Origin of the sequence: Mesobacterium hydrothermale (assembly GCF_035818635.1) — a bacterium.
GTDB classification, from domain to species: Bacteria; Pseudomonadota; Alphaproteobacteria; order Rhodobacterales; family Rhodobacteraceae; genus Mesobacterium_A; species Mesobacterium_A hydrothermale.
Map to the genome: position 1 here is coordinate 17,131 of NZ_JAYLLH010000020.1, position 20,381 is coordinate 37,511.

The 20,381-nt window shown below is 66.6% G+C and carries 32 protein-coding genes; 8 read left to right on the plus strand and 24 right to left on the minus strand.

Features of this window, described 5'->3' with window-relative positions; translation table 11 throughout:
• Positions 1 to 2: 2 nt before the first annotated feature.
• From VK792_RS13645 to VK792_RS13695, 11 genes are all read right to left on the minus strand, one after another.
• A complete protein-coding gene (locus VK792_RS13645) occupies positions 3 to 437 on the minus strand; it encodes an NlpC/P60 family protein (RefSeq protein WP_326298087.1) in 435 nt (144 codons plus the stop codon).
• A complete protein-coding gene (locus VK792_RS13650) occupies positions 434 to 1,318 on the minus strand; it encodes a phage/gene transfer agent baseplate hub protein (protein ID WP_326298088.1) in 885 nt (294 codons plus the stop codon). The genes VK792_RS13645 and VK792_RS13650 overlap by 4 nt, the downstream gene beginning before the upstream one ends.
• Positions 1,315 to 1,557, minus strand: a complete 243-nt coding sequence (locus VK792_RS13655; protein ID WP_326298090.1) for a hypothetical protein — start codon at positions 1,555 to 1,557, stop codon at positions 1,315 to 1,317. The genes VK792_RS13650 and VK792_RS13655 overlap by 4 nt, the downstream gene beginning before the upstream one ends.
• A 204-nt stretch (positions 1,558 to 1,761) precedes the next feature.
• Entirely contained in the window at positions 1,762 to 1,992 is a 231-nt protein-coding gene (locus VK792_RS13660; protein WP_326298091.1) for a hypothetical protein, read from the minus strand.
• A 5-nt stretch (positions 1,993 to 1,997) separates the two neighbouring features.
• The gene (locus VK792_RS13665; protein WP_326298093.1) at positions 1,998 to 2,654 is read right to left on the minus strand and encodes a lysozyme; all 657 of its coding nucleotides are present in this window, start codon (positions 2,652 to 2,654) and stop codon (positions 1,998 to 2,000) included.
• A 4-nt stretch (positions 2,655 to 2,658) separates the two neighbouring features.
• The gene (locus VK792_RS13670; RefSeq protein ID WP_326298094.1) at positions 2,659 to 2,790 is read right to left on the minus strand and encodes a hypothetical protein; all 132 of its coding nucleotides are present in this window, start codon (positions 2,788 to 2,790) and stop codon (positions 2,659 to 2,661) included.
• A complete protein-coding gene (locus tag VK792_RS13675) occupies positions 2,783 to 3,130 on the minus strand; it encodes a Clp protease/crotonase-like domain-containing protein (protein WP_326298096.1) in 348 nt (115 codons plus the stop codon). The genes VK792_RS13670 and VK792_RS13675 overlap by 8 nt, the downstream gene beginning before the upstream one ends.
• Positions 3,127 to 3,753 carry a DUF2460 domain-containing protein gene (locus VK792_RS13680; RefSeq protein WP_326298097.1) on the minus strand — a complete coding sequence of 209 codons (627 nt, stop codon included), beginning with the start codon at positions 3,751 to 3,753 and terminating at the stop codon, positions 3,127 to 3,129. The genes VK792_RS13675 and VK792_RS13680 overlap by 4 nt, the downstream gene beginning before the upstream one ends.
• Positions 3,753 to 5,897 (minus strand): phage tail tape measure C-terminal domain-containing protein, encoded by a 2,145-nt coding sequence (locus tag VK792_RS13685; protein ID WP_326298098.1) that lies wholly within the window; start codon positions 5,895 to 5,897, stop codon positions 3,753 to 3,755. Before VK792_RS13685 ends, VK792_RS13680 begins: the two co-directional genes overlap by 1 nt.
• Complete coding sequence (locus VK792_RS13690) at positions 5,878 to 6,048, minus strand: DUF7697 family protein (protein ID WP_326298099.1); 171 nt, start codon at positions 6,046 to 6,048, stop codon at positions 5,878 to 5,880. Before VK792_RS13690 ends, VK792_RS13685 begins: the two co-directional genes overlap by 20 nt.
• Positions 6,049 to 6,116: 68 nt before the next feature.
• Positions 6,117 to 6,554, minus strand: a complete 438-nt coding sequence (locus VK792_RS13695) for a phage-derived protein YdaY family protein (protein WP_326298100.1) — start codon at positions 6,552 to 6,554, stop codon at positions 6,117 to 6,119.
• 95 nt (positions 6,555 to 6,649) lie between these two features.
• Here VK792_RS13695 and VK792_RS13700 point away from each other — a divergent pair, with 95 nt between their 5' ends.
• Positions 6,650 to 7,123, plus strand: a complete 474-nt coding sequence (locus tag VK792_RS13700; protein WP_326298101.1) for a DUF1203 domain-containing protein — start codon at positions 6,650 to 6,652, stop codon at positions 7,121 to 7,123.
• Here VK792_RS13700 and VK792_RS13705 read toward each other — a convergent pair.
• A complete protein-coding gene (locus tag VK792_RS13705; protein WP_326298102.1) occupies positions 7,117 to 8,055 on the minus strand; it encodes a phage tail tube protein in 939 nt (312 codons plus the stop codon). The genes VK792_RS13700 and VK792_RS13705 overlap by 7 nt on opposite strands.
• Positions 8,056 to 8,079: 24 nt before the next feature.
• Positions 8,080 to 8,499: an acyl-CoA transferase gene (locus tag VK792_RS13710; RefSeq protein WP_326298103.1), complete on the minus strand. Its 420-nt coding sequence runs from the start codon at positions 8,497 to 8,499 to the stop codon at positions 8,080 to 8,082.
• Between the two features lie 75 nt (positions 8,500 to 8,574).
• Between VK792_RS13710 and VK792_RS13715 the strand changes: the two genes are divergently transcribed.
• Both VK792_RS13715 and VK792_RS13720 read left to right on the plus strand, forming a co-directional pair.
• Complete coding sequence (locus VK792_RS13715; protein ID WP_326298104.1) at positions 8,575 to 8,928, plus strand: type II toxin-antitoxin system RelE/ParE family toxin; 354 nt, start codon at positions 8,575 to 8,577, stop codon at positions 8,926 to 8,928.
• A 5-nt stretch (positions 8,929 to 8,933) separates the two neighbouring features.
• The gene (locus tag VK792_RS13720) at positions 8,934 to 9,302 is read left to right on the plus strand and encodes a helix-turn-helix domain-containing protein (RefSeq protein WP_326298106.1); all 369 of its coding nucleotides are present in this window, start codon (positions 8,934 to 8,936) and stop codon (positions 9,300 to 9,302) included.
• 3 nt (positions 9,303 to 9,305) lie between these two features.
• Here VK792_RS13720 and VK792_RS13725 read toward each other — a convergent pair whose 3' ends face one another.
• The 7 genes from VK792_RS13725 to VK792_RS13755 are packed head-to-tail and all read right to left on the minus strand — an operon-like array spanning position 9,306 to position 14,282.
• Positions 9,306 to 9,935 (minus strand): DUF6441 family protein, encoded by a 630-nt coding sequence (locus VK792_RS13725; RefSeq protein ID WP_326298107.1) that lies wholly within the window; start codon positions 9,933 to 9,935, stop codon positions 9,306 to 9,308.
• Complete coding sequence (locus VK792_RS13730) at positions 9,932 to 10,243, minus strand: head-tail joining protein (protein WP_326298108.1); 312 nt, start codon at positions 10,241 to 10,243, stop codon at positions 9,932 to 9,934. The genes VK792_RS13725 and VK792_RS13730 overlap by 4 nt, the downstream gene beginning before the upstream one ends.
• Entirely contained in the window at positions 10,243 to 11,256 is a 1,014-nt protein-coding gene (locus tag VK792_RS13735; protein ID WP_326298109.1) for a major capsid protein, read from the minus strand. The genes VK792_RS13730 and VK792_RS13735 overlap by 1 nt, the downstream gene beginning before the upstream one ends.
• 27 nt (positions 11,257 to 11,283) lie before the next feature.
• Positions 11,284 to 11,661: a head decoration protein gene (locus tag VK792_RS13740; protein WP_326298110.1), complete on the minus strand. Its 378-nt coding sequence runs from the start codon at positions 11,659 to 11,661 to the stop codon at positions 11,284 to 11,286.
• 6 nt (positions 11,662 to 11,667) lie between these two features.
• On the minus strand, positions 11,668 to 12,594 hold the full coding sequence (locus tag VK792_RS13745; protein WP_326298111.1) for a head maturation protease, ClpP-related: 927 nt from the start codon (positions 12,592 to 12,594) through the stop codon (positions 11,668 to 11,670).
• A 3-nt stretch (positions 12,595 to 12,597) separates the two neighbouring features.
• Positions 12,598 to 14,067: a phage portal protein gene (locus tag VK792_RS13750; RefSeq protein ID WP_326298113.1), complete on the minus strand. Its 1,470-nt coding sequence runs from the start codon at positions 14,065 to 14,067 to the stop codon at positions 12,598 to 12,600.
• Positions 14,067 to 14,282, minus strand: coding sequence for a phage head-tail joining protein (locus VK792_RS13755; protein ID WP_326298114.1), 216 nt, complete (start codon positions 14,280 to 14,282; stop codon positions 14,067 to 14,069). Before VK792_RS13755 ends, VK792_RS13750 begins: the two co-directional genes overlap by 1 nt.
• 77 nt (positions 14,283 to 14,359) lie before the next feature.
• Between VK792_RS13755 and VK792_RS13760 the strand changes: the two genes are divergently transcribed.
• Together VK792_RS13760 and VK792_RS13765 are read left to right on the plus strand one after the other, a co-directional pair.
• The gene (locus VK792_RS13760; protein WP_326298115.1) at positions 14,360 to 14,677 is read left to right on the plus strand and encodes a type II toxin-antitoxin system RelE/ParE family toxin; all 318 of its coding nucleotides are present in this window, start codon (positions 14,360 to 14,362) and stop codon (positions 14,675 to 14,677) included.
• A complete protein-coding gene (locus VK792_RS13765) occupies positions 14,674 to 14,964 on the plus strand; it encodes a helix-turn-helix domain-containing protein (RefSeq protein ID WP_326298116.1) in 291 nt (96 codons plus the stop codon). The genes VK792_RS13760 and VK792_RS13765 overlap by 4 nt, the downstream gene beginning before the upstream one ends.
• Before the next feature lie 4 nt (positions 14,965 to 14,968).
• Here VK792_RS13765 and VK792_RS13770 read toward each other — a convergent pair whose 3' ends face one another.
• Positions 14,969 to 16,924 (minus strand): phage terminase large subunit family protein, encoded by a 1,956-nt coding sequence (locus tag VK792_RS13770; protein ID WP_326298117.1) that lies wholly within the window; start codon positions 16,922 to 16,924, stop codon positions 14,969 to 14,971.
• Entirely contained in the window at positions 16,812 to 17,387 is a 576-nt protein-coding gene (locus VK792_RS13775; RefSeq protein WP_326298119.1) for a terminase small subunit, Nu1, read from the minus strand. Before VK792_RS13775 ends, VK792_RS13770 begins: the two co-directional genes overlap by 113 nt.
• Positions 17,388 to 17,502: 115 nt before the next feature.
• Here VK792_RS13775 and VK792_RS13780 point away from each other — a divergent pair, with 115 nt between their 5' ends.
• The 3 genes from VK792_RS13780 (at position 17,503) to VK792_RS13790 (ending at position 18,587) form a co-directional block, all read left to right on the plus strand.
• Entirely contained in the window at positions 17,503 to 17,685 is a 183-nt protein-coding gene (locus tag VK792_RS13780) for a hypothetical protein (protein WP_326298120.1), read from the plus strand.
• Between the two features lie 9 nt (positions 17,686 to 17,694).
• Positions 17,695 to 17,964 carry a hypothetical protein gene (locus VK792_RS13785; RefSeq protein ID WP_326298122.1) on the plus strand — a complete coding sequence of 90 codons (270 nt, stop codon included), beginning with the start codon at positions 17,695 to 17,697 and terminating at the stop codon, positions 17,962 to 17,964.
• Positions 17,965 to 18,056: 92 nt separating this feature from the next.
• Positions 18,057 to 18,587, plus strand: coding sequence for a DUF3489 domain-containing protein (locus VK792_RS13790; RefSeq protein WP_326298124.1), 531 nt, complete (start codon positions 18,057 to 18,059; stop codon positions 18,585 to 18,587).
• A 54-nt stretch (positions 18,588 to 18,641) separates the two neighbouring features.
• Here VK792_RS13790 and VK792_RS13795 read toward each other — a convergent pair whose 3' ends face one another.
• Complete coding sequence (locus tag VK792_RS13795) at positions 18,642 to 18,866, minus strand: DUF7220 family protein (protein ID WP_326298125.1); 225 nt, start codon at positions 18,864 to 18,866, stop codon at positions 18,642 to 18,644.
• Positions 18,863 to 20,095 carry a DNA modification methylase gene (locus tag VK792_RS13800; protein WP_326298126.1) on the minus strand — a complete coding sequence of 411 codons (1,233 nt, stop codon included), beginning with the start codon at positions 20,093 to 20,095 and terminating at the stop codon, positions 18,863 to 18,865. The genes VK792_RS13795 and VK792_RS13800 overlap by 4 nt, the downstream gene beginning before the upstream one ends.
• Between the last annotated feature and the right edge of the window lie 286 nt (positions 20,096 to 20,381).

Below are 20,381 nucleotides of genomic sequence, written 5' to 3' on the forward strand. Positions count from 1 at the left end.
TCTCAGCGTTGCGGGAACAGGAAAGCGAAGGCGATGCGCCGCCGCCAGGATTGCGTGAGCGGTTCTTCGATCACGCCCAGCCGCTCGTAGGCGTGGAGGAAAGTATCGGGACCGGTCAGGATGCCGACATGCTTGGCGATGGCGAGCGGCCTCATTCGGAAGAGGACCAGCGCGCCGGGGCCGGCCTCTGCGGACGGCACCTCGATCATCATGGAGCGCGCGCCTTCCGCCAGAACCTCGCGCGGGCCCGTCTCCCCCCAGTCGCGGCTGTAGGGCGGGATCGGGAACGGCTCAGGACCGACGACCTCGCGCCAGACGCCGCGTGCCAGCCCAAGGCAATCGCAGCCGACGCCGCGGAGACTCGCCTGGTCGTGGTAAGGTGTGCCCAGCCACGACCGCGCCGCCGCGATCACCTCATCGGGATCGGCCGGAGTCACAGCACGCCCCCGTCATGCCCGCCGTCCTTAGTCGCGTAGCGCAGGATCGTGTCCTGGCCCGGAATGTGCGGGAAGCCACGGAAATTGGCGGTGTTCGCGAACTTCGCGCCGCAGCTCTCGATCCGCTTGTCGCAGCCCGCGCGGATGGTGAAAGCGTCGCCCTCGGCGATCGCGCGCACCGGCGCCTCGAGCAGCGTCAGGATCGCGACGCCATCCGCAACTTCATGGCTCAGCACCTCGGTGCGCCGCCCCGCATTCGCGCCGCTCGTCCAGTCCAGCGTGCCGAAGGTGAACCACCCGGCCTCGAAGCCGCCGAGACCGGAGGCGGTGAAGGCCCGGTCGCGCAGGAGATCGATTACGGCGCCCGCGCCCTTGAAGGCCGGATCCTCGAGATCGACGCCGCAGCGCGCATCGCCGAGCGCCGCGTCGCAGGTCGCCTGGAATGTCCGCCCGACCGTCTGGCCCAGCACATGGGCAAGCGAGCGCACCTCGGCGACGAAGGCCAGACGCCCGCGCCGGATCTGGCCGATGGCCCCGCGACGCATCAGCACCCGCTGGCTCGTATCGGCCCAGTTCACCCGCCAGACCTCGACCTCGGCGTTGTCCCAGCGGCCGTCGAGGATGTCGGTCTCGCTGCTCCGGTCCGAGGTCAGCACGCCCTCGGCGTCCTGCGCATCGACGGACAGGTCCGAGCCCGAGCGGACCTCGGATGCCGACAGGCCGCTCTCCGGCTCGAAGTCGGTGCCATCGAAGGTCAGCGTTCGGTCATGGTCGGTGAAGCCGAAAGTGACGCCGTCTGCCCTAGTGATCCGCCAGCACCAGGTGAGCGTCGTCGTGCTCTCGTCGAGATGGGCCTGCAGGGCGGGATCAAGGGATTTCATCGGCAGGTTCCCGTCATTCGGTCGTCGAGATCGGCGATCCAGTCGGCCCAGTCCGGCGGAACCTCCACAACGGTCTCGGCAGCGGGCCGAGCGAGCCTGGCCTCGGTATAGGAGGCGCAGCCCGCATCACCAGCGCCCATCGTTGCGGCGCATCCGGTCAGCAGGATCGCCAGCGCTGCGGCCATCACGAACCGCATCCCGCCCGCGCTCGACGCGCTTGTTCTTGTCTTCCATGGCATCACGTTCTGCCTCCCGTTTGCCCGTGCGCTTCCCTTCCGCGCGCCCCCAAACCCGTCCGAGGACGACGCCCCCGACCGCGCCCAGAGCCGCGACCAGCCAGATAAGAAACTCAGCCATCGTCCCGCTCCCCACGTGCGGCGGCGACGCAGAGAGCCACGACGAAGACGCCAAGGCAGCCGCCCGCAACCAGCCCTGCAAGGAACTCAAGCATCGCTGCGGAACCCGCGCTCGATCCGGTCGCGCAGGCCGATGAGGCCGAGCCCGAGGAACATCAGCCCCGCCGGTGAGGCATCGCCCGAGCCGGCGAGTTGCGCGACGAGGCGGGAAAGTTCCCCGAGCGGCCCGGTGGCGGGCAACGCGAGGGAGGCGATGCCGGTGAGCATGGCGAGCAGACCCGCCCACCAGGTGAGCGAGTTGGGTCGGACGTAGCGCATGGGGATCAGGCCCTCCGGATCAGGGTGGAGAAGAAGGCGGCCAGCCGGGCGAGCCAGCCTTTGCGCACGTTGGGTGCAGGCTTGAGGACCGGAGGCGTCGGCGACGACCCGCGAGCCAAGGCCAGAGCCTCATCCTCGGTCAGCCGACGGACCGGTCGCGAGAAGTCCACCCGGCCCATGCGATCCACACCCCATACCGGGATCGTTCCGGTGGGATAGCGGCCATGACGAAACAGGTCGCGTTCGGCCTCGCGTCGGGGGATGATCGAAGCGGGCTTGCGCCAGTTGAGAAACGCGTCGGCGGCTGCAGCGCGATTGCCGGCATTGAGGTGTCGGGTCAGCGCAGCCCGCGCAATCCCGCCGGTATTGTAGTGGAAGCTGACCAGCGCATCGAGTTCGTGGGGCTTGAGCGGAACCGTGACGGCGCGAAGGACGTCGGCTTCGTAGCGGGCCAGATCGGTGCGGAAGAGGTGGAATGCCTTGCGAATGGTCGCATCCAGATCCTTCGGCATGCCGCGCGGCATGGAGGACGGATCGGGCAGCCCGGCAGCCGCGGTATGGCCGACGCCGAAGGTCCAGGTGCCGGTGGAATCGCGATAGGGCCCGGGCACGATTCCCTCGTGCCGGGCAAGGGCCAGGAGGCCCCGGTCTGTCATGTGCATGGGGTTACCTCAGGAGCGAGAGGATCAGGATCAGCGCAGCGACCGCGAAGCCGATGCGCAGACGATGCGCGAAGGCATCGCGCGGGTCATCGGTCAGGCGCCGCAGGCGGCGCAGGACACGGACGAGCTCAGTCATCGCCGCGCTCCCGCGCCTGGCGAAGGCGGGCCAGCACCAGCTCGATCACCGCCGGACCGAACACGCCCACGAGATAGGCGGCGGAACCGGCGGCGCCCCCGGCCGGGATCGCCTGCGGCGGCAGACCCAGCCAGCTGGTGATGACGGCCATCGACAGGCTGCCCATGCCGGCCGCGATCAGCCCGCCGAGCAGGATGTGGCGCAGGGCGTCGCGCAGGCGCATCTTCGTCGTCAGCGCGTTGGTCGCGCCCCCGAGCGCGCCCCAGGCGGCGAGGATCACGGCGGTGGAGGCCGCGAGGTCGCGCAGCACGGTCGCGACGAAGCCGGTATTGTCGTTCATCGCCGGATCTCCAGGAGCGGGATGGAGGTGATGGAGCCGAGCCGCTCGAGATCGAGCGTCACGTCGAGCGTGTCGGTGTCGAAGCGGACCGGCACGTCGAATTCGAAGCCGGCAGTGATGGTGGTGCCGGAAGCCGGAGCGGCATCGAAGGTCACCACGCCCGTCGTCGTATCCACCGACCAGCCGCTTGCCTGTTCAACTCCGTCGATCGCAACCGTCACACTTTCGGCCACCGGCTTGGTGATGGCCCGGTTCCAGGTCTGCGTGCCCGAGGCGTAGGCCTTCACCAGCTGGAAGTCGGTGGTGGTGCCATCCCCGGTGCCGATGACCTGATCGGTCGACGCGGGCGTCTGCGACGGCAAGCAGGACTTCCAGTCGGCCCAGTCCTTGAAGCGGAAGCCGTAAAGCCTGCCATTACGGGCCTCGAAGAACGCCACCACCGCCGCCAGGTCGTCCGCACGGCGAATGCCATAAGCCACATCGTAGCGCCGGCGGCTGTTCGCCCAGCTGGCGTTGCGCTCCTCGTCGCCCGAGGCAAGCTCGACGATCTGCGTGCGCCGTTCCGGCCCGCCCCGCGCGCCGCTGCTGATATTGTCGGGAAACCGCACCTCGTGAAATGCCATTAGAGCCCCCTGCGTCCGAGCGACACGGCCCGGGCAATGTCCGCCGCGACTTGCGTGCGGGACCGCCGGAAACTCTCGGCGTCGCGGGTGTTGATGTTGATGGTGACGCCGCCACCGGCGCCGTAAGCCTGTGCCTCCTGGCGCGAGAGCACGCGTTCGCCGCGCTGCAGGATCGCAGGCACCTCGTCGGGCCGAAGACCGGCCCAACCTCCACCGTGCATCCTGGGCGCCCCAGCGAAGTCCATGGCCGGGACCATGCGCGACGGCGCCGACCCGCCAACCACACCGCCCGCGTGGAACACTCCGGCAAAGAGCCCGCCCGCGCCGCCGAGAATACCGCCGAGAGCGCCTGCGAGCGGGCCAAGGATGAACCGCCGGGCGGCGAGCCGCGCCAGATCGGCGATGAGTGAGGAAACGAGATCGCGGAAGTCGAGCTTGCCCGTCTTCACGAAGTCGGCGATGGCGTTCTCGGCCGAGGTGAAGGCCCCGACCAGCGCATTGCCGATATCCGCGCCGATGTCGCGGGCCTTGGCGGCATAGTCCGCGAGCGTCGCGGTCACCGCCGCCCAGCCCGTTGCAGCCTGCTCCGCGCCGTCGGCGTTGGCTGCCCCGGCCGCGCGTCCTGCCTGACCCGCGGCATCCAGCGCCTCCGTCACGCGGTCGCCAGCTTCTGTCGCCTGGTCGAGCGCATCCGCACCGTCCTCGCCGCTTGCGCGCATCGCGGCCCGGAGCGCGTCCACCGCATCTCGGACCCCATCGAAGGCGTGGGCGCGGGTATCGGCGGCGCGGGAACGCAGCGCATCGGCCTGGTGGCCGGCATTGCTCGCGGCGTGGTCGAGATCGGAGGCATAGCTCTGCGCCCCGAAGACGTCGATGCGGGCATCCGCCCCGAGCCGCTCGGAGACCGCGTTGAAGGTCGGCCCGATCTGGGCAAGGAAGTCGGCCCACTTCTGCGACAAGAAGGCCATGAGCCGCAGCCAGATGGCCTCGATGTCCGCCCGCATCGCTCGGAAATCGTCGACGAAGGACGTGATGGTGACCTTGATCCCGGCCCAGACCGCCTTCGCGACATTGCCCAAGAGTTCCAGCGCTTCGCCAAAGCCGCCGGCGCCGCGCACCAGCCTGGTGAACTGGTAGATGAGTTCGCCCGCGCCGACGATCAGCGCACCGATGCCAGTGCGGATGAGTGCGCCGCGCAGGACGACCAGCGCAGTGGCGAGGCCACGCACGGAGAGCGCGGCGGCGGCCAGCCCGGCAACCCAGCGGCCGGCGAGGAAAGCCGCGAACGTGGCGGCATAAGTGGTCAGGCGACCGATGTTGTCGAACAAGCCAGCGATGGCCTGCCCAAGCGGGCCAGTCCGGCTCGCGAGCGTGGCCATGGCATCCGCGACCGCTTCCAGCGTAGGCGCGGCGGCAACGGCGAGCTGATTCGACAGTCCGCGCCAGATCAGCCCGAGCCGTGAAATCGCATCGTTGGTGCGTTCGATCTGGTCGGCGTCGGCTTCCGAAATGACCACGCCGAAGGCGCGCACATCCTCGGTCGCCTGGCGCAAGGTCGCGGTGTCGATCCGCGACATGGCGATGGAGCCTTCCTCGCCGAAGAGCTGGCCCGCGACGGCGGCACGCTCGGCGGCAGGCACGAAGTCCTCGATGGCCGCATTGATCGCGCCCACGCGTTCGTCAAGCGGCAGCGCCAGCAGGTCGGACGCAGACAGCCCCAGACGTTCCAAAGCTTGCTCGGCCGGGCCGGTTCCTGCGGCAGCCTGGCTCAGCCGTCGCGTCAGATCCTTGGTCGCCTGTTCGATGCCGGACATGGACACGCCCGCCAGTTCCCCCGCACGTTCCAGCGCCTGGATCGAGGCAACGGTGGTGCCGAGGGACTGCGCGAGTTTGGCCTGCGCATCGACCGTCTGCAGGCCGGACCGCACCATGGCGACGCCAGCAGCGGTGGCCGCGGCAACGGCAGCCGCAGCGGCCACCCGCACCCGACGTGCGAAGCCCGCGAGGCGCGCGTTGGCTGCCTCCATCTCGCGGCTCAGACGTCCGAAACCGCGTGCGCCGGCCTCGCCGACACCTTCCAGCTCGGCGCGCACCTGCCTGCCACCGACCGCAGCAAGGCGGACGCTAACCCGTTTTTCCGCCATCGGATTGTTCCATCTGTTCGTTGAGCTTGGCGACCATCACCGCTTCGATGATCGGCAACAGTTCGGCCGTGGCGGCGGACGGCAATCCGAGAGCGTCGCCAAGCGCCAGCGCGGCCGCCATGTCCCAGCCGACGACGGCGCCGGGCAGCACGCGCAGCTGGCCGCCAAGACGGCCGACCAGGTCCCAGACATGCCAGCCTTCATGCGTCAGCGGCCGGTTCAGGCGCGCCGGGCAGTCCGGGCACGGCCCTTTGCATCCCTCGCAGTATCGCTCGCCCCCGCCGAAGGACCATTCGGCGAGAGCGCGGAGGCGTTTTTTTCCTGCTCCAGCAGCAGACCTTTCGAGACGTAGGCGAGCTGGAACTTCTCGAAGATCGGCCAGATGTCGAGAAGAGCGTCGATGGCCTCGGGGCTCGGCTCGATGGGGTTGCCGTAGGCATCGCCGATCCCGTCCCATTCGAGCACCGCGCGCCGCGCCAGCGCCTTGGCGAAGGCCACCGCGCGTTCCTCGTCGGAAGCCCCTTCAGGGACGGCCTCCACGGCCGGATCGCCACGCGTTGCCACCATCAGCGCGGTGGTCAGCGGGCGCAGTTGCACACGGACACCGGGTGCCAGTTCGTGCCAGCGCGGTTCATTGGAAAGATCGAGGGTCAGCATTGGCAATTCCTTCTATTCGTTTTCAGCAAGAAACGGGTCGCCCGGTCAGGATGGGCTTCGTAGGCTGAAGATTGGTGCCGGAAGGAGAACAAGTTATGGCTATACGTTTCGATGCGATCCCGACGGAACAGGTTCGCGCCTTGCAGAGCGGCGGCCTCGACGCGAATGGTCAGGTGCCAGAGCGGCGGATTTCGGACGGCGTCGGGGTCCCGTGCAGACATTGTTTGAAACTAGTGCCGAAAGGCGAGTTCTATCTCGTTCTCGCCTACAGGCCTTTCGCGATGATCCATCCCTACGCTGAAGTGGGCCCGATCTTTCTCTGCGCAAAGGAATGTGTTTCGGGGTCAGTCGAAGCCAAGCTGCCCGATTTTCTGGTTTCCGATAGCTACATTCTGCGCGGCTACGATACGGATGAACGGATCGTCTATGGCACAGGTCGTGTCACCCCGACCGTGGAAATCACCTCCTACTGCAAAGCTCTGCTCAGGCGTCCGGAAATCGACTTCGTTCATATTCGGTCCGCTTCGAACAATTGCTTCCACGTTCGTGTGGAGCGATCCATTCAATAACTGCTCACCTGGTTCTTGAGGACGACCGTGCACATCTGCCCGGCCACGGAATCATAGGCCGCCTGCCAGTCGAAGCTGGCCTGGATGCCCTGCGGTCCCTGGATTTCCACCCGTGGGCGCGGGAGGTAGACCGCGTGTGCGGTGATGGTCAGGCTGACATTGGCCGAGATCACCCAGGAGAACTCGAGGCTGGCCGCCGTGCCGTTCAGCGCCTGGTCCATCAGCGTGGTGTCGGCAAAGCGCACGTCGATCTTGCCGGTGAGCGCGGCTATCGAGGGATCGGCCCCATCGATGCGCCCGTCGTTGCGGATGGTCTCGATGCGCTCGACGTTGTTGGCGTAGGTCAGGTCCGCCGAGACGATGTTGCCGAGCGCCGCGCCGTTCCGCTTGATCGCCCCGTTGAAGTGGCCGAAGCGCTGCAGGGCGTAGGCCGTGGGCGTGCCCGCTGCCGTGGCGGTTGCGACGCTTTCACCCTGCGCCACCAGCTTCACATCTGCCGTCAGCAGGCCGGATCGCTGCATGGCAATGCTCAACTGATCGAGCACGCAGCCCGTGTAAATGGCAAAGCGCGGGATCTCGGGCATCGCCACCTCGATCGCCATGCTGGGGAGGCTCCACGAGCCGGACTTGAAGGTGTGGGTCTTGTTGGTGGTGCCAGTGGTCGTCGGTGCGCCAAACGCCGCCTTCAGCCAGAAGCCAAAGGCTTCGGCGTCGAGCGGCACGGTGATGTCGCCGTCGGCCGTCACCGCGTCCTTGATCGGGGCCAGCGGATCGCGGCCATAGCCGAGAAGCTCGGAGGCCAGCAGCGGCTGCTCGGCCCCGAGCGAAGCGCTGGCGAAGGGCATCTGCATGAAGCCCGAGGCCGGCGCGGTGCCATAGGTCGTCTCGAACGCGGCCGCGAGCTGCGACCGCGCCCCTTGGGCGCGTGCCATGGTGTTCTCCTAAGGTTGTTGCGGTCAGACCAGCGGGTCGGCCGTGGAATAGTGCAGCACCACCGGGATGACGGCGGCCTTCAGGCTGGCCGCGCCCTCGACTGGCAGATCGACCGGCCGCGGCGCTTCCGCCTCGACCCAGTCGCAGAGACCGCCCAGCGTTCGGTCAGTTGCGAGCGTCGCGCCGATGCTGGCGGTCAGCGTGTCGAAGGCACCATCACGGTCGGAGCCCTGCACCACAGCCTCGATCTCGGCGCGGTGTTGCCAGTGATACCGCAGCGGCGACAGTGTCACCTCCGGCTCCCCGGGCTCGCCATCGCGTAGGATCAGCAGGCCCCCGGCCGGCACCCGCTCGGGCAGCACCTCGCCCCGAAGGACGGTGGCAGGCAGCGCCGAGAGTCGCGCATGAAGCGCAGCGAGGATGGTTTCGCGAGGGGTGGGCATTTTCGACCGTTTCTCGAGCCGTTATTGCAAAATTAGTGCCTTGAGGCTATATAGCTTCCAAGACATGAGGATCGAATGCCCTGGAGAGTTTCTTTCGCCGACGAGTTTGAGCCGGAATTTGACGAACTCGACGAGGAAGTTCAGGACGCGATCTTCGCCCGGGTTCTGCTTCTCGAGCGCGAGGGGCCGTCGCTCGGCCGACCGCATGCCGACACCCTGACCGGTTCAAAGCATGCAAACATGAAGGAATTGCGCTGCACCGCCGGTGGAGGCGTCTGGCGCATTGCCTTCGCTTTCGATCCTGACCGGCAGGCGATCCTGCTCGTCGGCGGGGACAAATCGGGTGGCAGCGAAAAGCGCTTCTACAAGCAGCTGATCGCCCGGGCCGATGAGCGATTCGACCGCCATCTGGCAGAGCGGAAAGGATAAGGACCATGGCAAAAAGCCTGAAAGACAAGCTTGCAACCCTCGACCCGGCGCGCCGCGCACGCATCGAGGCCGAGGCCGATCGTCTGCACACCGAGTATCTGACGCTGCAGGAACTGCGCAAGGCGAAGGAAATGACCCAGGTGCAGCTTGCCGAGACCCTCGGTATACAGCAGGCGACCGTTGCGAAATACGAGCGCCAGAGTGATCTCCTGCTGTCAACACTTCGCAGATACGTCGCAGCCATGGGCGGTGACCTCAAGCTGATGGTAGAATTCCCCGGCAAGGCGCCTGTCTCCCTCGAGGGGCTTGGCGACACTGAAGAACCCCGCCAACGTACCGCACGCAACGCGCTCCAACACGAAGCTCGTGCGTGATCTTCAGAACCTCCCCTCCACCCAATTCGCCACGATCAGCCCCGGCACACTGTCGAGCGCCCGCTCCGAGTCGCGGTCGAGGTTCAGCCGCTTCGGCAGCCTGACCTGCGGGACCAGTAGGAAGATCGGCACGGTGGCACGGCCGCGGCCGGTTTTCGAGCGCGAGGCCATGCCAAGGCCTTTGGTGTTCAGCCGCCCGTCGGCCACCAGCAGGCTCGGCCCGCGACTACGATAGACGAAGCGCAGGCGCATTCCCCTCCGCCGCTCCCATTCGTCCGGAGTCAGTTTCGCCCCGTGCCGCCCCTTGCCAGCGGCGGGCAGCGGGATCGCCAACCAGAAGCCATCGCGCGAGCGGATCAGCGGGCCGGTGTCATGCGCGCCGACGATGACCGGGGCCTTCGACCAGACCAGCGCGGCGGCGTTCAGGCTCTCGCCCGCCTTTGGGTAGGTCTGGCTCCGGATCGAGTTGGCCAGCCGACGGCCGAGCCCGGCGCCGGTGATCTGGCCGCGCCAGGCGGTCTTGAGCCCGGTCCCGGCCTCGCGCATCGCGGCGGTGACGGCCTTCTCTCCGGCCTTCACCTCGGCGGCCATGGCGGCGACGAGGTCGGGCGTGATGTCGAGCTTCAGCTTCACGCGGGTCTCAGGTCCACGGTCCAGACCAGCCGCTCGCGGTCGCGGACGGGCTCTCCCTGGATGAGGAAGGCCTCGCCGTCGATCTCGATCCGATCGCCGGGGCGCGGGTTCGCGACCTCGGCGACGCGCAGATCCAGCCGGGTCGTTTCCGACCAGAGGCGCGCCTCGCCGAAGCCGGTGACGTCGTCCGGCCGACGCAGAATGGCGTGCACCAGCACCGGCGCGCCGCCCTCGGCGGTATAGACCACGTCGCGGGCGAGATGCGGGTCAGTGAAGAACACATCGAGAGCCGCGGCGAAGGCGCTCATCAGGTCCTCCGCGCCGAGCGCAACACCTGTGGGCGGGTGCAGATCGGCAGCGGGTTGCTCTCGATCTCGAGCCGCACCCATTCGTCGCGGTCCCGGTCGGGAATGGAGCGGGCGTAGAGTGGCAGGCCGAGGGTGTTGACGGTCTCGAAGGTGTCGGCCGGGGCGTAGTAGATCTCGAAGAGCCCTTCCACGCCTTCGGGATAGAAGACCGCTTTATCGGGCGGCACCCCGAAGGCGGCATTGCCCCGGTAGCGGCGGAAATTGATGCCGCCGAAGCTGACTTCATCGGCGACGCGCGAACGCAGGTCGGCCGCGGCGGCGGTGTTGAGGTAGGTCTCGCGCACCTCCTTGTGGGCCACGAGATCGGCGAAGAAGGCCGAGCCGCATTCCGCGCGCAGCTGCACCGCGCCGGTGGAGAGCCCGCCGAGGCTGTCCTCGACGCTTTCGATCAGCGCCTGGCATTTCTTGCGGAGCGCCCCCGAGGCCGGGTTGGTGGCGGCGAGATCGAAGTTCACCTCCGCCGCCGGGGTGATGGCAAACTCGGTGAAATAGTCGATGACCACCGCCCCGTCCTTGGGATCGAGCACCTTGCCCTGGATGCCGTTCAGGAGGTGATACTCGAAGGTCGCCTCGGCATCGGTGCGCAGGCGGCGCAGGCGACGTGCCACCTCGGCCTGGATCTGCTGGGTCTCGCTCTCGGAGCCAAAGGCGCGGATGCCCTGGATCTCGGAGGCCCAGAGCACGTCCTGCTTCTTGAACTGGCGGCAGACGAAGGCCCGCACGTCGCGCCGTTCCGGTACCTGCTGTTCATAGGCCGAACCGCGCTCGGAGAACGGGATCAGCGACAGCGTGCCGTCGCGGCTCTCGATGACGACGGTGCGGCTGCGCACGCCGCGATCGGCAAAGAGGCCGGAGCCCGAGAGGGTGGCGGGCTTGAAGGGGATGTTTTCGAGCGCGCGGGTAAGCTCGATCACCGAGAAGGCATCGGTGTCGAAGATGTCCAGTGTGGGCATGGGAATGTCCTTTCAGCTTGTCAGGTGTCAGCGCACCAGGATGCCGGCGGCGGCCAATGCTGCATGCGCCGCATCAATCTCGGGCTGGGTCGGCGTACCGGTGAACACCAGATCGTTGGCGTTGACGATGGCGGGACCGCGCAGCAACACAACCGCATCCACATCGGCCGCCGTGGCATCTGCCTTGCCCCAGAGCACGGCGACCGCCGTTTCGGTGCCATCGACGGCCGCCGGATCGTGGGCGGTGTATTTGCCGGTCGCGGTGATCTTGCCCAGCACGGTGCCGGGCTGCAGGACCGGGTTGGCGGCGCTGTTGGCGATGGTGACGACCTCGCGGGTGTAATCGCGGAAGGCCTCCCAGACGAGAAAGCCGCCAGCGTGGGTGGTTTCGGTGAGCGTGGTCATGGTTGGTTATCCTTTGCGCTTGAAGGTTCGGGCGATCACATCACCCCAGGGTTTGGCCTGAGGCGCGGGCCCCGGTTGCGGGTGTGTGGAGGAGATGTCGGGATCAACAGCCGCGCGGGCGTCGATGAGGGATTTACGAATATCCTCGAGGTCGGTTTCCGCCTCGAGAAAGCCGGCGGCCATCTGCGGCTGACCCGCCAGCCGGCAGAGATCGACCACGGTTTTGGCGTAGGCCATCGCCTCCGTGCGGATGGCGGCGCGATCAGGTTCCGGATCGGCATTGGACCCGTTGGCAGGTTCCGGATCCGGGTTGACCGCAGTGGGGTCGGCCTTCGCCGTCATCGCCGCGATGATCGCTTCCGGCGTGTTCCTGAACCCGCTCACATCGAAGCGGGCGGCCATTTTCACCGGCGCGGCCAGGGTATCGGCGAGCCCCATATCGATGGCTTCAGACGCATCAAACCAGGTCTCGGCCGCCATCAGGCTGGCGATCTCATCCTCCGCCTTGCCGGATTTGGCGGCATAGCCCTTGATGAGCGAGGCACCGATCTTGTCGAGCGCCTCGGCCATGGCCCGCATGTCAGCCGCCGTTCCCATCACGAGCCCCGACGGATCATGGATCATCAGAAAGGCGTTTTCCGGCATGACGATCTCGTCGCCGGCCATGGCGATGTAGGAGGCAGCCGAGGCGGCAATGCCGTCGATGCTCACGGTGACATTGCCGGCGTGACGTTGCAGAGCATTGTAGATCGCCACCGCGTCGAACACCGAGCCGCCGGGGCTGTTGAGCCGCAATGTCAGCGGGGACTTGTCCGGCAGCTTGCCGAGATCGGCCAGAAACGCCTTCGCGCTGACGCCATAGGCGCCGATTTCATCATAGATCGAGATTTCCGCGCCCTCATCGAGGGCGCAGATCGAGTACCAGGTTTTCATGGATCACTTTCCCTTGTCTGGATCAGCCGGCTTTTGCGGCGTCGCCCGCGCGCCCTGCGCCTCGCCGGGGCTGGTGGAATAGTTGAGGCCAAGCTCTGCAGCCCGCGCCGCATCCGCCGCATTCTCGCGGTCGATTTCCTCGATGTCGTAGCCGGTGGCCTCGACCGCTTTCCTGCGCGACATCAGCCCGGCATTGATGCCCAGAAGCTGCGCCTGAATGTCCTTCAGCGGATCGACCCAGTCCCACCGTGGCGGGATCCAGTGAACCGGTTTGGCCTTGGCCATGTCGGGCAGATCGAGCACACCCGACAGGGCCGACATTTCCAGCCAGCGCTGCCAGACAGGGCGGCAGAATTGGTGCGCCATGACCCCATGCTGCAACTGGCCGATTCGGCGGCGGAACTCGACCAGTTCGGCGCGCAGGCTCGAATAATTGGCCTGGCGCACATCGCCGGTGACCAGATGATAGGGCAGACCCAGCGAGGCCGAGATCGCCAGCAGGGTGCGATACTGGAACGCCTCGTAACCGCCCCCCACATCGGCAGGGCTGGAGAACTTGATATCCTCGCCCGGCAGCAGCACCTGCAGGGTGCCCGGCTCTAAGCTGGCAATGCCAATGCCGGTGCCCTCGTCCTCGATCTCCCCCATCAGGGTTTCTTCGGGGGCGTTTTTCGTGACGAAGCCCGCGAACATCGCCGCCGTCTTTTTGCGATCGAGCTCGGCGTCATCGTACTGATCGAGCAGAAACAGCCGCACCATGGCTGGCGCCACATGTGGCAGGCCCCGGATTTGACCCGCATCGATCGGGCGGTAGATGTGGAGAACGTCCTCGGCGGGCACCCTTGTGGTGTCCGGAATGACATCCCTTCGGTCCGTGCTGTCTCCGGGGTGGCGACGGCGGAAGTGATAGGCGACGCGTCGCCCGATCCGGTCGAACTCGATGCCGCAGCGGATCTGGTTGCCGTTTGGCGCGGTTTCGGTCTTGTCGAAGGGCAGCATTTCCGATTGCAGAAGCTGCAACTGCATCGGCACCAGCAACCCGTCCTCTGCCCGGCGTGGCCGGATACGCACGAAGCATTCCCCGGCGACGAACATCTCGCGCGCGATCATCGCCTGCAGCCCGTAGAAGTCGGTGAGACCATCGGCGTCGGCCTGATTGGTCCAGGCCAGCCACAGGCGCTGAACCCGGTCGCGCAATTCCCCGTCTTCAATGAGCGACGACGGCTTGATCCCGTCGCCAACCAGATTGGCCGCATAAGCCTCGCAGGCATTGGCGGCGTATCCATTGGTCACCACCAGTTCGCGCGAGCGGGCCAGCAGGCGCGGACCGCCCGAGGCCACCAGCGCGTTGATGTTCTCCAAGGGCGGGTTCCAGCCCCGCAGGCGACGCCGCGACATCGCGCCTTCGAGGCGCGCGCGCATAGCAGAAGGGCCGCCGGTTTTCTGGCGGCGGAAGGCATCAAGCAGGCCCATCACAACCCCTTGGTCGTGGTCACGCGCACCTGACGGATCACGCTGCGGCCCTCGAGCGTGGCAATCTCGTGGTTGAGCACATCGATGGCCCGGTCGATTTCCGCCAGGCTGCGGTATTCCACCGTTTTGCCGTCATAGCTGACTCGGGCCACACCACTCGCGCGCGCGGCCGCCAGGGCGTCGCGGCGGGTTTGCAGTTCTGCCAGTGTGGCCATTACGATCCCAACTTAGTCATTGACATATAGGTCAGTGACGTATATCTCGTGTCATGACCATTGTAACCGTTGTCGAAATGCCGGAGTTCCAGCGCCGCGCCCGCGCGATCATGAGCGACGACGAGCGCATGGAGTTGATCGATTTTGTCGCCCACAACCCTTTAAGTGGCGTTTCCATTGGCGGCGGTGTGCGCAAGTTTCGCTTTGCGAGGGCAGGCAGCGGAAAAAGCGGCGGATACCGGGTGATCCATGTATTCAGCCCCGAAGACGGCACACCGGTCATATTGATCACGGTCTTCGCCAAGAACGAGAAGGCCAACCTGACCAAGGCCGAAACCGAGGCGGTCAAAACCCTCGGCAAGGCCCTGACAGAAACCTACAGGAGCAAGCGATGAGCGACGCATTCAACAGCATCGAACAAGGCCTGAAAGAGGCTCTTGCCCACGCGCGCGGCAAAGGTCCTGCGGTGATCCACGAGATCGACATTCCCGAGCCAGACGTGCAAACCATCCGCGCCAGAACCGGCCTTTCGCAAGCGGAGTTCGCGCGCAGTATCGGGGTTGCCAAGGGCACGCTCTTGAACTGGGAGCACCGCCGCCGACGCCCCGATGGCCCTGCGCGGGTTCTGCTGGCGATGATCGCCAAGGATCCGGGAATTGTGCAACGTACCCTCAACGAGTAAAGCGCTATCCCATGTAATTCGAACGCACGGACCGGCGCTGGCGCGCGGGTCTCGCTGGGCGCGACACCGCCGGCGCCGGTGTCCCCAGTTCGGTCGGAGAGACCTGCCGCTCCAGATCATCCCATTGTTTGTCCGACCAGCGATCTGCCCCGAGGATCCACGCGGCCGCACGGGCATAAACGCGGGCGTCGAGCGCCTCGTTCCTCTCGCGCAGCTTCTGCCATTCGAGCTTGGCAAAGCCGCGCTTGTTCTTCACCGTCACCAGCTGCTCGGCGACGAGTTGCTTGAGCCACTCACTGTCTACCCAGCCCGGCAGGTGCACGGTGCCGGGCGGGAATGCGGCGCCGGCCGTAACCTCTTCGAGCGTCGGCCGCTCCTGCCTGAGAAACCGGTAGGTCTCGGCCTTGAAGGTCGAGACCGCCACTGTCCAGAGCCGCGCGCCCCGGCGCAGACGTTTCCCCGCGATGGTGGCGTCAACGAAGGTCGGGCCCGAGACGGGGCTCGCGCGATTGAACCCTTCCACCCCCTTGACCGGGGCGACCTGCGCAAAGCCCACCTGACGTGCCCAGCCATAGACGGCGCTGGTCTCGTAGCCGGTGTCGATGGCCAGCCGCGCGATGCTCATCGGCACGCCGCTTGCGTGTTGCCATGTCCGCCCCAGAAGCTCCGACAGCCTTGCCCAGCAAGCCGGATCGGCGGGCCCGCCCTCGATCACCAGATGGTCGATCAGCCAACTCTCCAGCCCGCGCCCCCAGGCCCAGACATCGACCTCGATCCGGTCCTTCTGCACATCTGCGCCGGCGGTGAGGAACAGCCCCTTCTCGGGCACCAATCCCGCCGGCAAGTCCTCCCGCTGCCCACTCAGCCTCTGCCAGTCGGGCGCATCGCCCGTCTCCACCCAGGTTTCGCCGAGCGAGGTGTTCACGAAGGTCTTCATTGCCTGGTCGCCACCCGCGCGGGCAGAAAGGAAATTTTTCACCATCGCTTCGAGCCGGACCCAGGGCGAATATATCTCGTTGAGGTGGAAGCCGGCGATCTCGGCAAAGGGCCTCCGCGCCCGCCATTCGCCCTTGCCGACAGTGGCCCATCTTGTCTGGTCGTCCCACTTCGCCGCGCAGTGGATACATTCATAGCGCGCGGTCTCGGGGCGGTGTTCACCGCGGTCGCTCTTCACCCATTTGACCTGTCCCCAGACCAGCACCTGGGATTCGCCACAGTCCGGGCACGGCACCCAGAACTGCCGCTGGTCGCTTTCCTCATAGGCCGTCTCGATCCGGCTCGCACCCCGGTTGGTCGGCGTCGAAACCAGCACGATCTTGCGGTTCCAGAAGGTGACCGTGCGCTTCTTCGCCAGGTTCACCGGATCGCCCTCGGCCCCGGCGCTGAACGGGTAGCGATCCACCTCGTCGCACAAGAGCAGCCGGATCGGCCGGCTCGCGAGCCCCGAGGGCGCATTAGCCCCGACAATCGTCAAATGCCCGCCGGCAAAGCGCTTGTGCAGGATCTTGTTGTTGCCGTCACGCGACTTTGGATCGGCGATCTTTTCCCTCAGGCACGGCGTATCGCGCGCCATCGGCGTGAAGCGGTCCTTCGACCAGGTCTCGGCATCGCGCTCAGTCGGCATCACCACCATGATCGGTGCCGGGTCCTGGTCGATGTGATAGCCGACGGCACAGAGTTGGGTTTCGGTCTTGCCGGTCTGGGCAGATGACATGACCACAACCGTCTCCACCGACGCATCCGAGATCGCGTCCATGATCCCGCGCTGGTATTCGGCGCGGGAGGTGCGCCAGCGCCCGGGCTCGGCGCTCGCCTCCGAACTCAGCCTGCGGTTCTGATCCGCCCAGTCACTGATCGTCAGCTCCGGCGGCGGGGTCAGCGCCTTCAGCACCCGAGCCACCGTCCGGTGCATCACTTGCGTCCCCGGCAGGGTCAGGATCGTCGTCTTGGTCTCGCTCAAGGCGCACATCCGTCTCCACCAGTTCCTCCAGCGCCTCGCGAAGGGCCCCGCGCAGCATGTCCCGAACCGCGCCGGGGCTTGCCGCGCCATGCACCTGCGGCGCCAGCCGGTCGGGCAGCGCCAGAAGCCGCGTGCGCAACAGCGCCAGTACCGCGATCCAGGCGGCCTCCACGTCGCCCGCCGCGATCACCGCGCCGCGCTTCTCCTCCGCCTCCATCTCGGCGAGATCGGCGCGCGCCCGGATGAACCGGGCCCGCTCGGCGGCATAGTCCGGCGCGCCGGCCTGCGCCTTCGCCGCCTGGTCGCGCAGATAGCGCACATAGCCGCGCACCGAACCGATCAGGTCGTACTGCCCGCGCGTCGCCTTCGGGATCACGCCCTCGCGGCTCAACTGCTGCACCCGCCGCTCGGAGAGATCCAGAAGCTTCGCGATCACCGCAATAGGCTGGCTGGTCGATGACACGCGATGGCTCCCAGTCCGCTTATAAAGCCATGATATTGCTGCGATTATACTGGATATAGCGGCGCTTCGGAGCGAAGCTAAATCAAACGAAACGACACGCCTGAAGGAGCCCGCCATGACCCTCGCCGAACGCTACAACGCCGAAGCCCTCCGCCTGCTGCCGCACATGGCCGATGACCTTGCGGTGGACCCCGCCATCGACCGCGTCAGCGAGATCGACGAGATCGTCTTCCGCCGCGGCGAGTTTCTCGGCGGCATGGCCTGCGCCATCCTCGCCATGATCGAGCGGAAAAATTGAGGAATACCAATGACCCGTCTGAACCCCCGGACCACACCCCGCCATCAGCTTCGTGCCGAGAAGACCCGTCGCAATCACGAAGCCGCCCTCGCCGCCTTTACGGCCAAGAAGGCCGAGATCGATGAGATGCTTGCCCGGCTGCAGGCGCTGAGCGACGATCATTTCAACTGCCCCCCCGACGAGATCGGCTGGGCGGTGGTCGGCAGCCTCGAGCACTACGCCGGCCTGCTCCGGCGCATCACCGACAGCGCTTTCGGCGAGGGAGAATACGACGAGTGATCTTCGGCCTTGCCGAACTCCGGCCCGCCCGCTGGCGGGCATGGGGTTGTAGAAGGCGCCGCATGACGCGGTCCCGAACACGGAGACCCCAGATGACCAAGCTATCCGACACGCAAGCGATCATCCTTAGCGCCGCCGCGCAGAAAGTGGTCGGCGCGCTCATGAAGCGCGGACTGATCACCGAAACCGTGACAGACCAACGCGCGAAGGCCGATCCCGCCTTGAACTGCATCTGGCGCAACGACGAGGACGGCCGCGCCATCCTCCTGCGCATCACGAACGCGGGCCTTGCCGCCGTCGGCATCGAGCCGGAGGACGGGAACAGCGCGCCCATGGGCGCCGACGAGGCGCAGAGCGACGAACCCGCGCAGGATGCTCCCGCCGTGTCCGACCCCGCGCCGAAGACACGCACGCCGCGCACCGGTACCAAGCAGGCGAAGCTGATCGAGATGCTTCGCGCAAAAGGTGGCGCCACCATCGACGAGATCGTCGCCGAAACGGGATGGCAGTCTCACACCGTCCGCGGCGCCATGTCCGGCGCGCTCAAGAAAAAGCTGGGCCTGATGATCACCTCCGAGAAGATCGAGGGGCGCGGACGGGTCTACCGCATCGCCAGAGACTGACACCCGGCCTCACCGCAATCTTGCTGCCGCCGCCCAACGTCGGGCGGCGGTTTTTCATTCTGCGCCCCGGATCTGCAGCACCTCGAACAGCCGCCGCAGGGCGAAGGAGCGGGCCAGGCTTACGATGGTGAATATCCCGCCCATCTTCAGGTTCTGCACCAGCGTCGTGTGCAGCCCGAAGGCTGGGAAGATCAGGATTTGCGTCACAACGGCGACGCCATAGCCAACCGTCACATTGGCGATGGCCTCGATCAGCGACATGAAGCGAGATTGCTTCATGCAGCTTCCCGTCCGTCCTGAACCTCTGCGAAGCTGCGCCCGTCACCATCCAGCACCGCCTGCCGCCCGGTGAAGCGCTGCCAGCGCTCCACGATCACGTCGACGAATTTCGGATCAAGCTCCAGCAACGCCGCCTTGCGACCGGTGGTCTCGGCCGCGATCAGCGTGGTGCCGCTGCCGCCGAAAGGATCGAACACCAGATCACCCACGCGGCTCGAGTTCCTGAGAGCCCGCTCGACCAGCGCAACCGGCTTCATCGTCGGGTGCAGGTCATTCTTCGCCGGCCGGTCGATCAGCCACACATCGCCCTGGTCGCGCGCCCCGCACCAGCGGCGCTTGGCGCCCTCGGGCCAGCCATAGAGGATCGGCTCGTATTGCCGTTGGTAGTCCGAGCGCCCAAGCGTGAACCGATCCTTGGCCCAGATCACGAAGGTGGACCAGTGGCCGCCGGCCTCGGTGAAGGCCTTCTGCAAGGTGTGCAGCTCGCTCGAGGACATGCAGATATAGACCGCGCCCGCAGTGCGCGCGTTGATCAGCACGCAGGCAACATACAGGAACTGGCCGAAGGCATCGCCCAGGGCATCGTTCCTGATCCGGCGATCCTTGCCGGCTTTCTCGGCGCCAACCCCGCCGGCATAGTCGACGTTGTAGGGCGGATCGCAGAAGCAGATGTTGGCCTTGTCGTTCCCCAGCAGTCGTTCCACGTCGGTTGCCACCGTAGCGTCACCGCAGAGCAGGCGATGCGGGCCGAGTTGCCATAGATCGCCGGGGCGGCTGACCGGGTCATCCGGTGCGTCTGGAACCTCATCGGCATCCTCGGCCGCCGCCTCTTCGACGCCGGAAAGAAGCGCGTTCAACTCGTCCTCGGTGAAGCCGGTGAGGCCGAGGTCGAACTCGGCCTCAAGGAGGTCGCCCAGTTCCAGCCCCAGCAGGTCCTCGTCCCACTCGGCGTTCTGGGCCGAGCGGTTGTCCATGATCCGGAAGGCGCGCGCCTGGGCCTCGGTCAGGCCCTTGGCGACATGCACCGGCGCGGCCGCGAGCCCCAGCTGGCGTGCGGCTTCCAGCCGGGTATGCCCGGCCAGCACCACCATGTCCTCGTCAACCACGATCGGCTGGCGCCAGCCAAACTCGGCAATCGACGCGGCAACTGCGGCCACCGCCTTGTCGTTGCGGCGCGGGTTGCGAGCATAGGGAATGATCTGCCCGAGAGGCAGCTCGATCACGTCCATGGGTGGTTCCTGGTGTTGGGGTTCGAAAGCGAAGCCGGGCGCGGGCCAAAGCGAAATGGGGTCCGACCCCCGTTTCGTTTCAGGCGGGGTGTTCGGGGCCGTCAGCCCCTTGTTTCATTGGGTTTTGTGGCAAAGCGAAACGAAACGGGTATTTTCGGCGGCGTCACTGGGAAAGCCTCGCGCCAAGCCCCCCCGAATACGTTGGTGAACAGGAAGGACCCGTAAAATCAAAGACTTGCAAGTCGGCGGAGAAGGTTGTTCCGGTCAGCCGGTCCGCGCTTGCCCA

Bases quoted from the DNA above. Each gene is read 5' to 3' on its own strand.
- VK792_RS13650 (WP_326298088.1), bottom strand. From the start codon at position 1,318: ATGAAATCCCTTGATCCCGCCCTGCAGGCCCATCTCGACGAGAGCACG.
- VK792_RS13655 (WP_326298090.1), bottom strand. From the start codon at position 1,557: ATGCCATGGAAGACAAGAACAAGCGCGTCGAGCGCGGGCGGGATGCGG.
- VK792_RS13660 (WP_326298091.1), bottom strand. From the start codon at position 1,992: ATGCGCTACGTCCGACCCAACTCGCTCACCTGGTGGGCGGGTCTGCTC.
- VK792_RS13665 (WP_326298093.1), bottom strand. From the start codon at position 2,654: ATGCACATGACAGACCGGGGCCTCCTGGCCCTTGCCCGGCACGAGGGA.
- VK792_RS13670 (WP_326298094.1), bottom strand. From the start codon at position 2,790: ATGACTGAGCTCGTCCGTGTCCTGCGCCGCCTGCGGCGCCTGACCGAT.
- VK792_RS13675 (WP_326298096.1), bottom strand. From the start codon at position 3,130: ATGAACGACAATACCGGCTTCGTCGCGACCGTGCTGCGCGACCTCGCG.
- VK792_RS13680 (WP_326298097.1), bottom strand. From the start codon at position 3,753: ATGGCATTTCACGAGGTGCGGTTTCCCGACAATATCAGCAGCGGCGCG.
- VK792_RS13685 (WP_326298098.1), bottom strand. From the start codon at position 5,897: ATGGCGGAAAAACGGGTTAGCGTCCGCCTTGCTGCGGTCGGTGGCAGG.
- VK792_RS13695 (WP_326298100.1), bottom strand. From the start codon at position 6,554: ATGCTGACCCTCGATCTTTCCAATGAACCGCGCTGGCACGAACTGGCA.
- VK792_RS13700 (WP_326298101.1), top strand. From the start codon at position 6,650: ATGGCTATACGTTTCGATGCGATCCCGACGGAACAGGTTCGCGCCTTG.
- VK792_RS13705 (WP_326298102.1), bottom strand. From the start codon at position 8,055: ATGGCACGCGCCCAAGGGGCGCGGTCGCAGCTCGCGGCCGCGTTCGAG.
- VK792_RS13710 (WP_326298103.1), bottom strand. From the start codon at position 8,499: ATGCCCACCCCTCGCGAAACCATCCTCGCTGCGCTTCATGCGCGACTC.
- VK792_RS13715 (WP_326298104.1), top strand. From the start codon at position 8,575: ATGCCCTGGAGAGTTTCTTTCGCCGACGAGTTTGAGCCGGAATTTGAC.
- VK792_RS13720 (WP_326298106.1), top strand. From the start codon at position 8,934: ATGGCAAAAAGCCTGAAAGACAAGCTTGCAACCCTCGACCCGGCGCGC.
- VK792_RS13730 (WP_326298108.1), bottom strand. From the start codon at position 10,243: ATGAGCGCCTTCGCCGCGGCTCTCGATGTGTTCTTCACTGACCCGCAT.
- VK792_RS13735 (WP_326298109.1), bottom strand. From the start codon at position 11,256: ATGCCCACACTGGACATCTTCGACACCGATGCCTTCTCGGTGATCGAG.
- VK792_RS13740 (WP_326298110.1), bottom strand. From the start codon at position 11,661: ATGACCACGCTCACCGAAACCACCCACGCTGGCGGCTTTCTCGTCTGG.
- VK792_RS13745 (WP_326298111.1), bottom strand. From the start codon at position 12,594: ATGAAAACCTGGTACTCGATCTGCGCCCTCGATGAGGGCGCGGAAATC.
- VK792_RS13750 (WP_326298113.1), bottom strand. From the start codon at position 14,067: ATGGGCCTGCTTGATGCCTTCCGCCGCCAGAAAACCGGCGGCCCTTCT.
- VK792_RS13755 (WP_326298114.1), bottom strand. From the start codon at position 14,282: ATGGCCACACTGGCAGAACTGCAAACCCGCCGCGACGCCCTGGCGGCC.
- VK792_RS13760 (WP_326298115.1), top strand. From the start codon at position 14,360: ATGCCGGAGTTCCAGCGCCGCGCCCGCGCGATCATGAGCGACGACGAG.
- VK792_RS13765 (WP_326298116.1), top strand. From the start codon at position 14,674: ATGAGCGACGCATTCAACAGCATCGAACAAGGCCTGAAAGAGGCTCTT.
- VK792_RS13780 (WP_326298120.1), top strand. From the start codon at position 17,503: ATGACCCTCGCCGAACGCTACAACGCCGAAGCCCTCCGCCTGCTGCCG.
- VK792_RS13785 (WP_326298122.1), top strand. From the start codon at position 17,695: ATGACCCGTCTGAACCCCCGGACCACACCCCGCCATCAGCTTCGTGCC.
- VK792_RS13790 (WP_326298124.1), top strand. From the start codon at position 18,057: ATGACCAAGCTATCCGACACGCAAGCGATCATCCTTAGCGCCGCCGCG.
- VK792_RS13795 (WP_326298125.1), bottom strand. From the start codon at position 18,866: ATGAAGCAATCTCGCTTCATGTCGCTGATCGAGGCCATCGCCAATGTG.
- VK792_RS13800 (WP_326298126.1), bottom strand. From the start codon at position 20,095: ATGGACGTGATCGAGCTGCCTCTCGGGCAGATCATTCCCTATGCTCGC.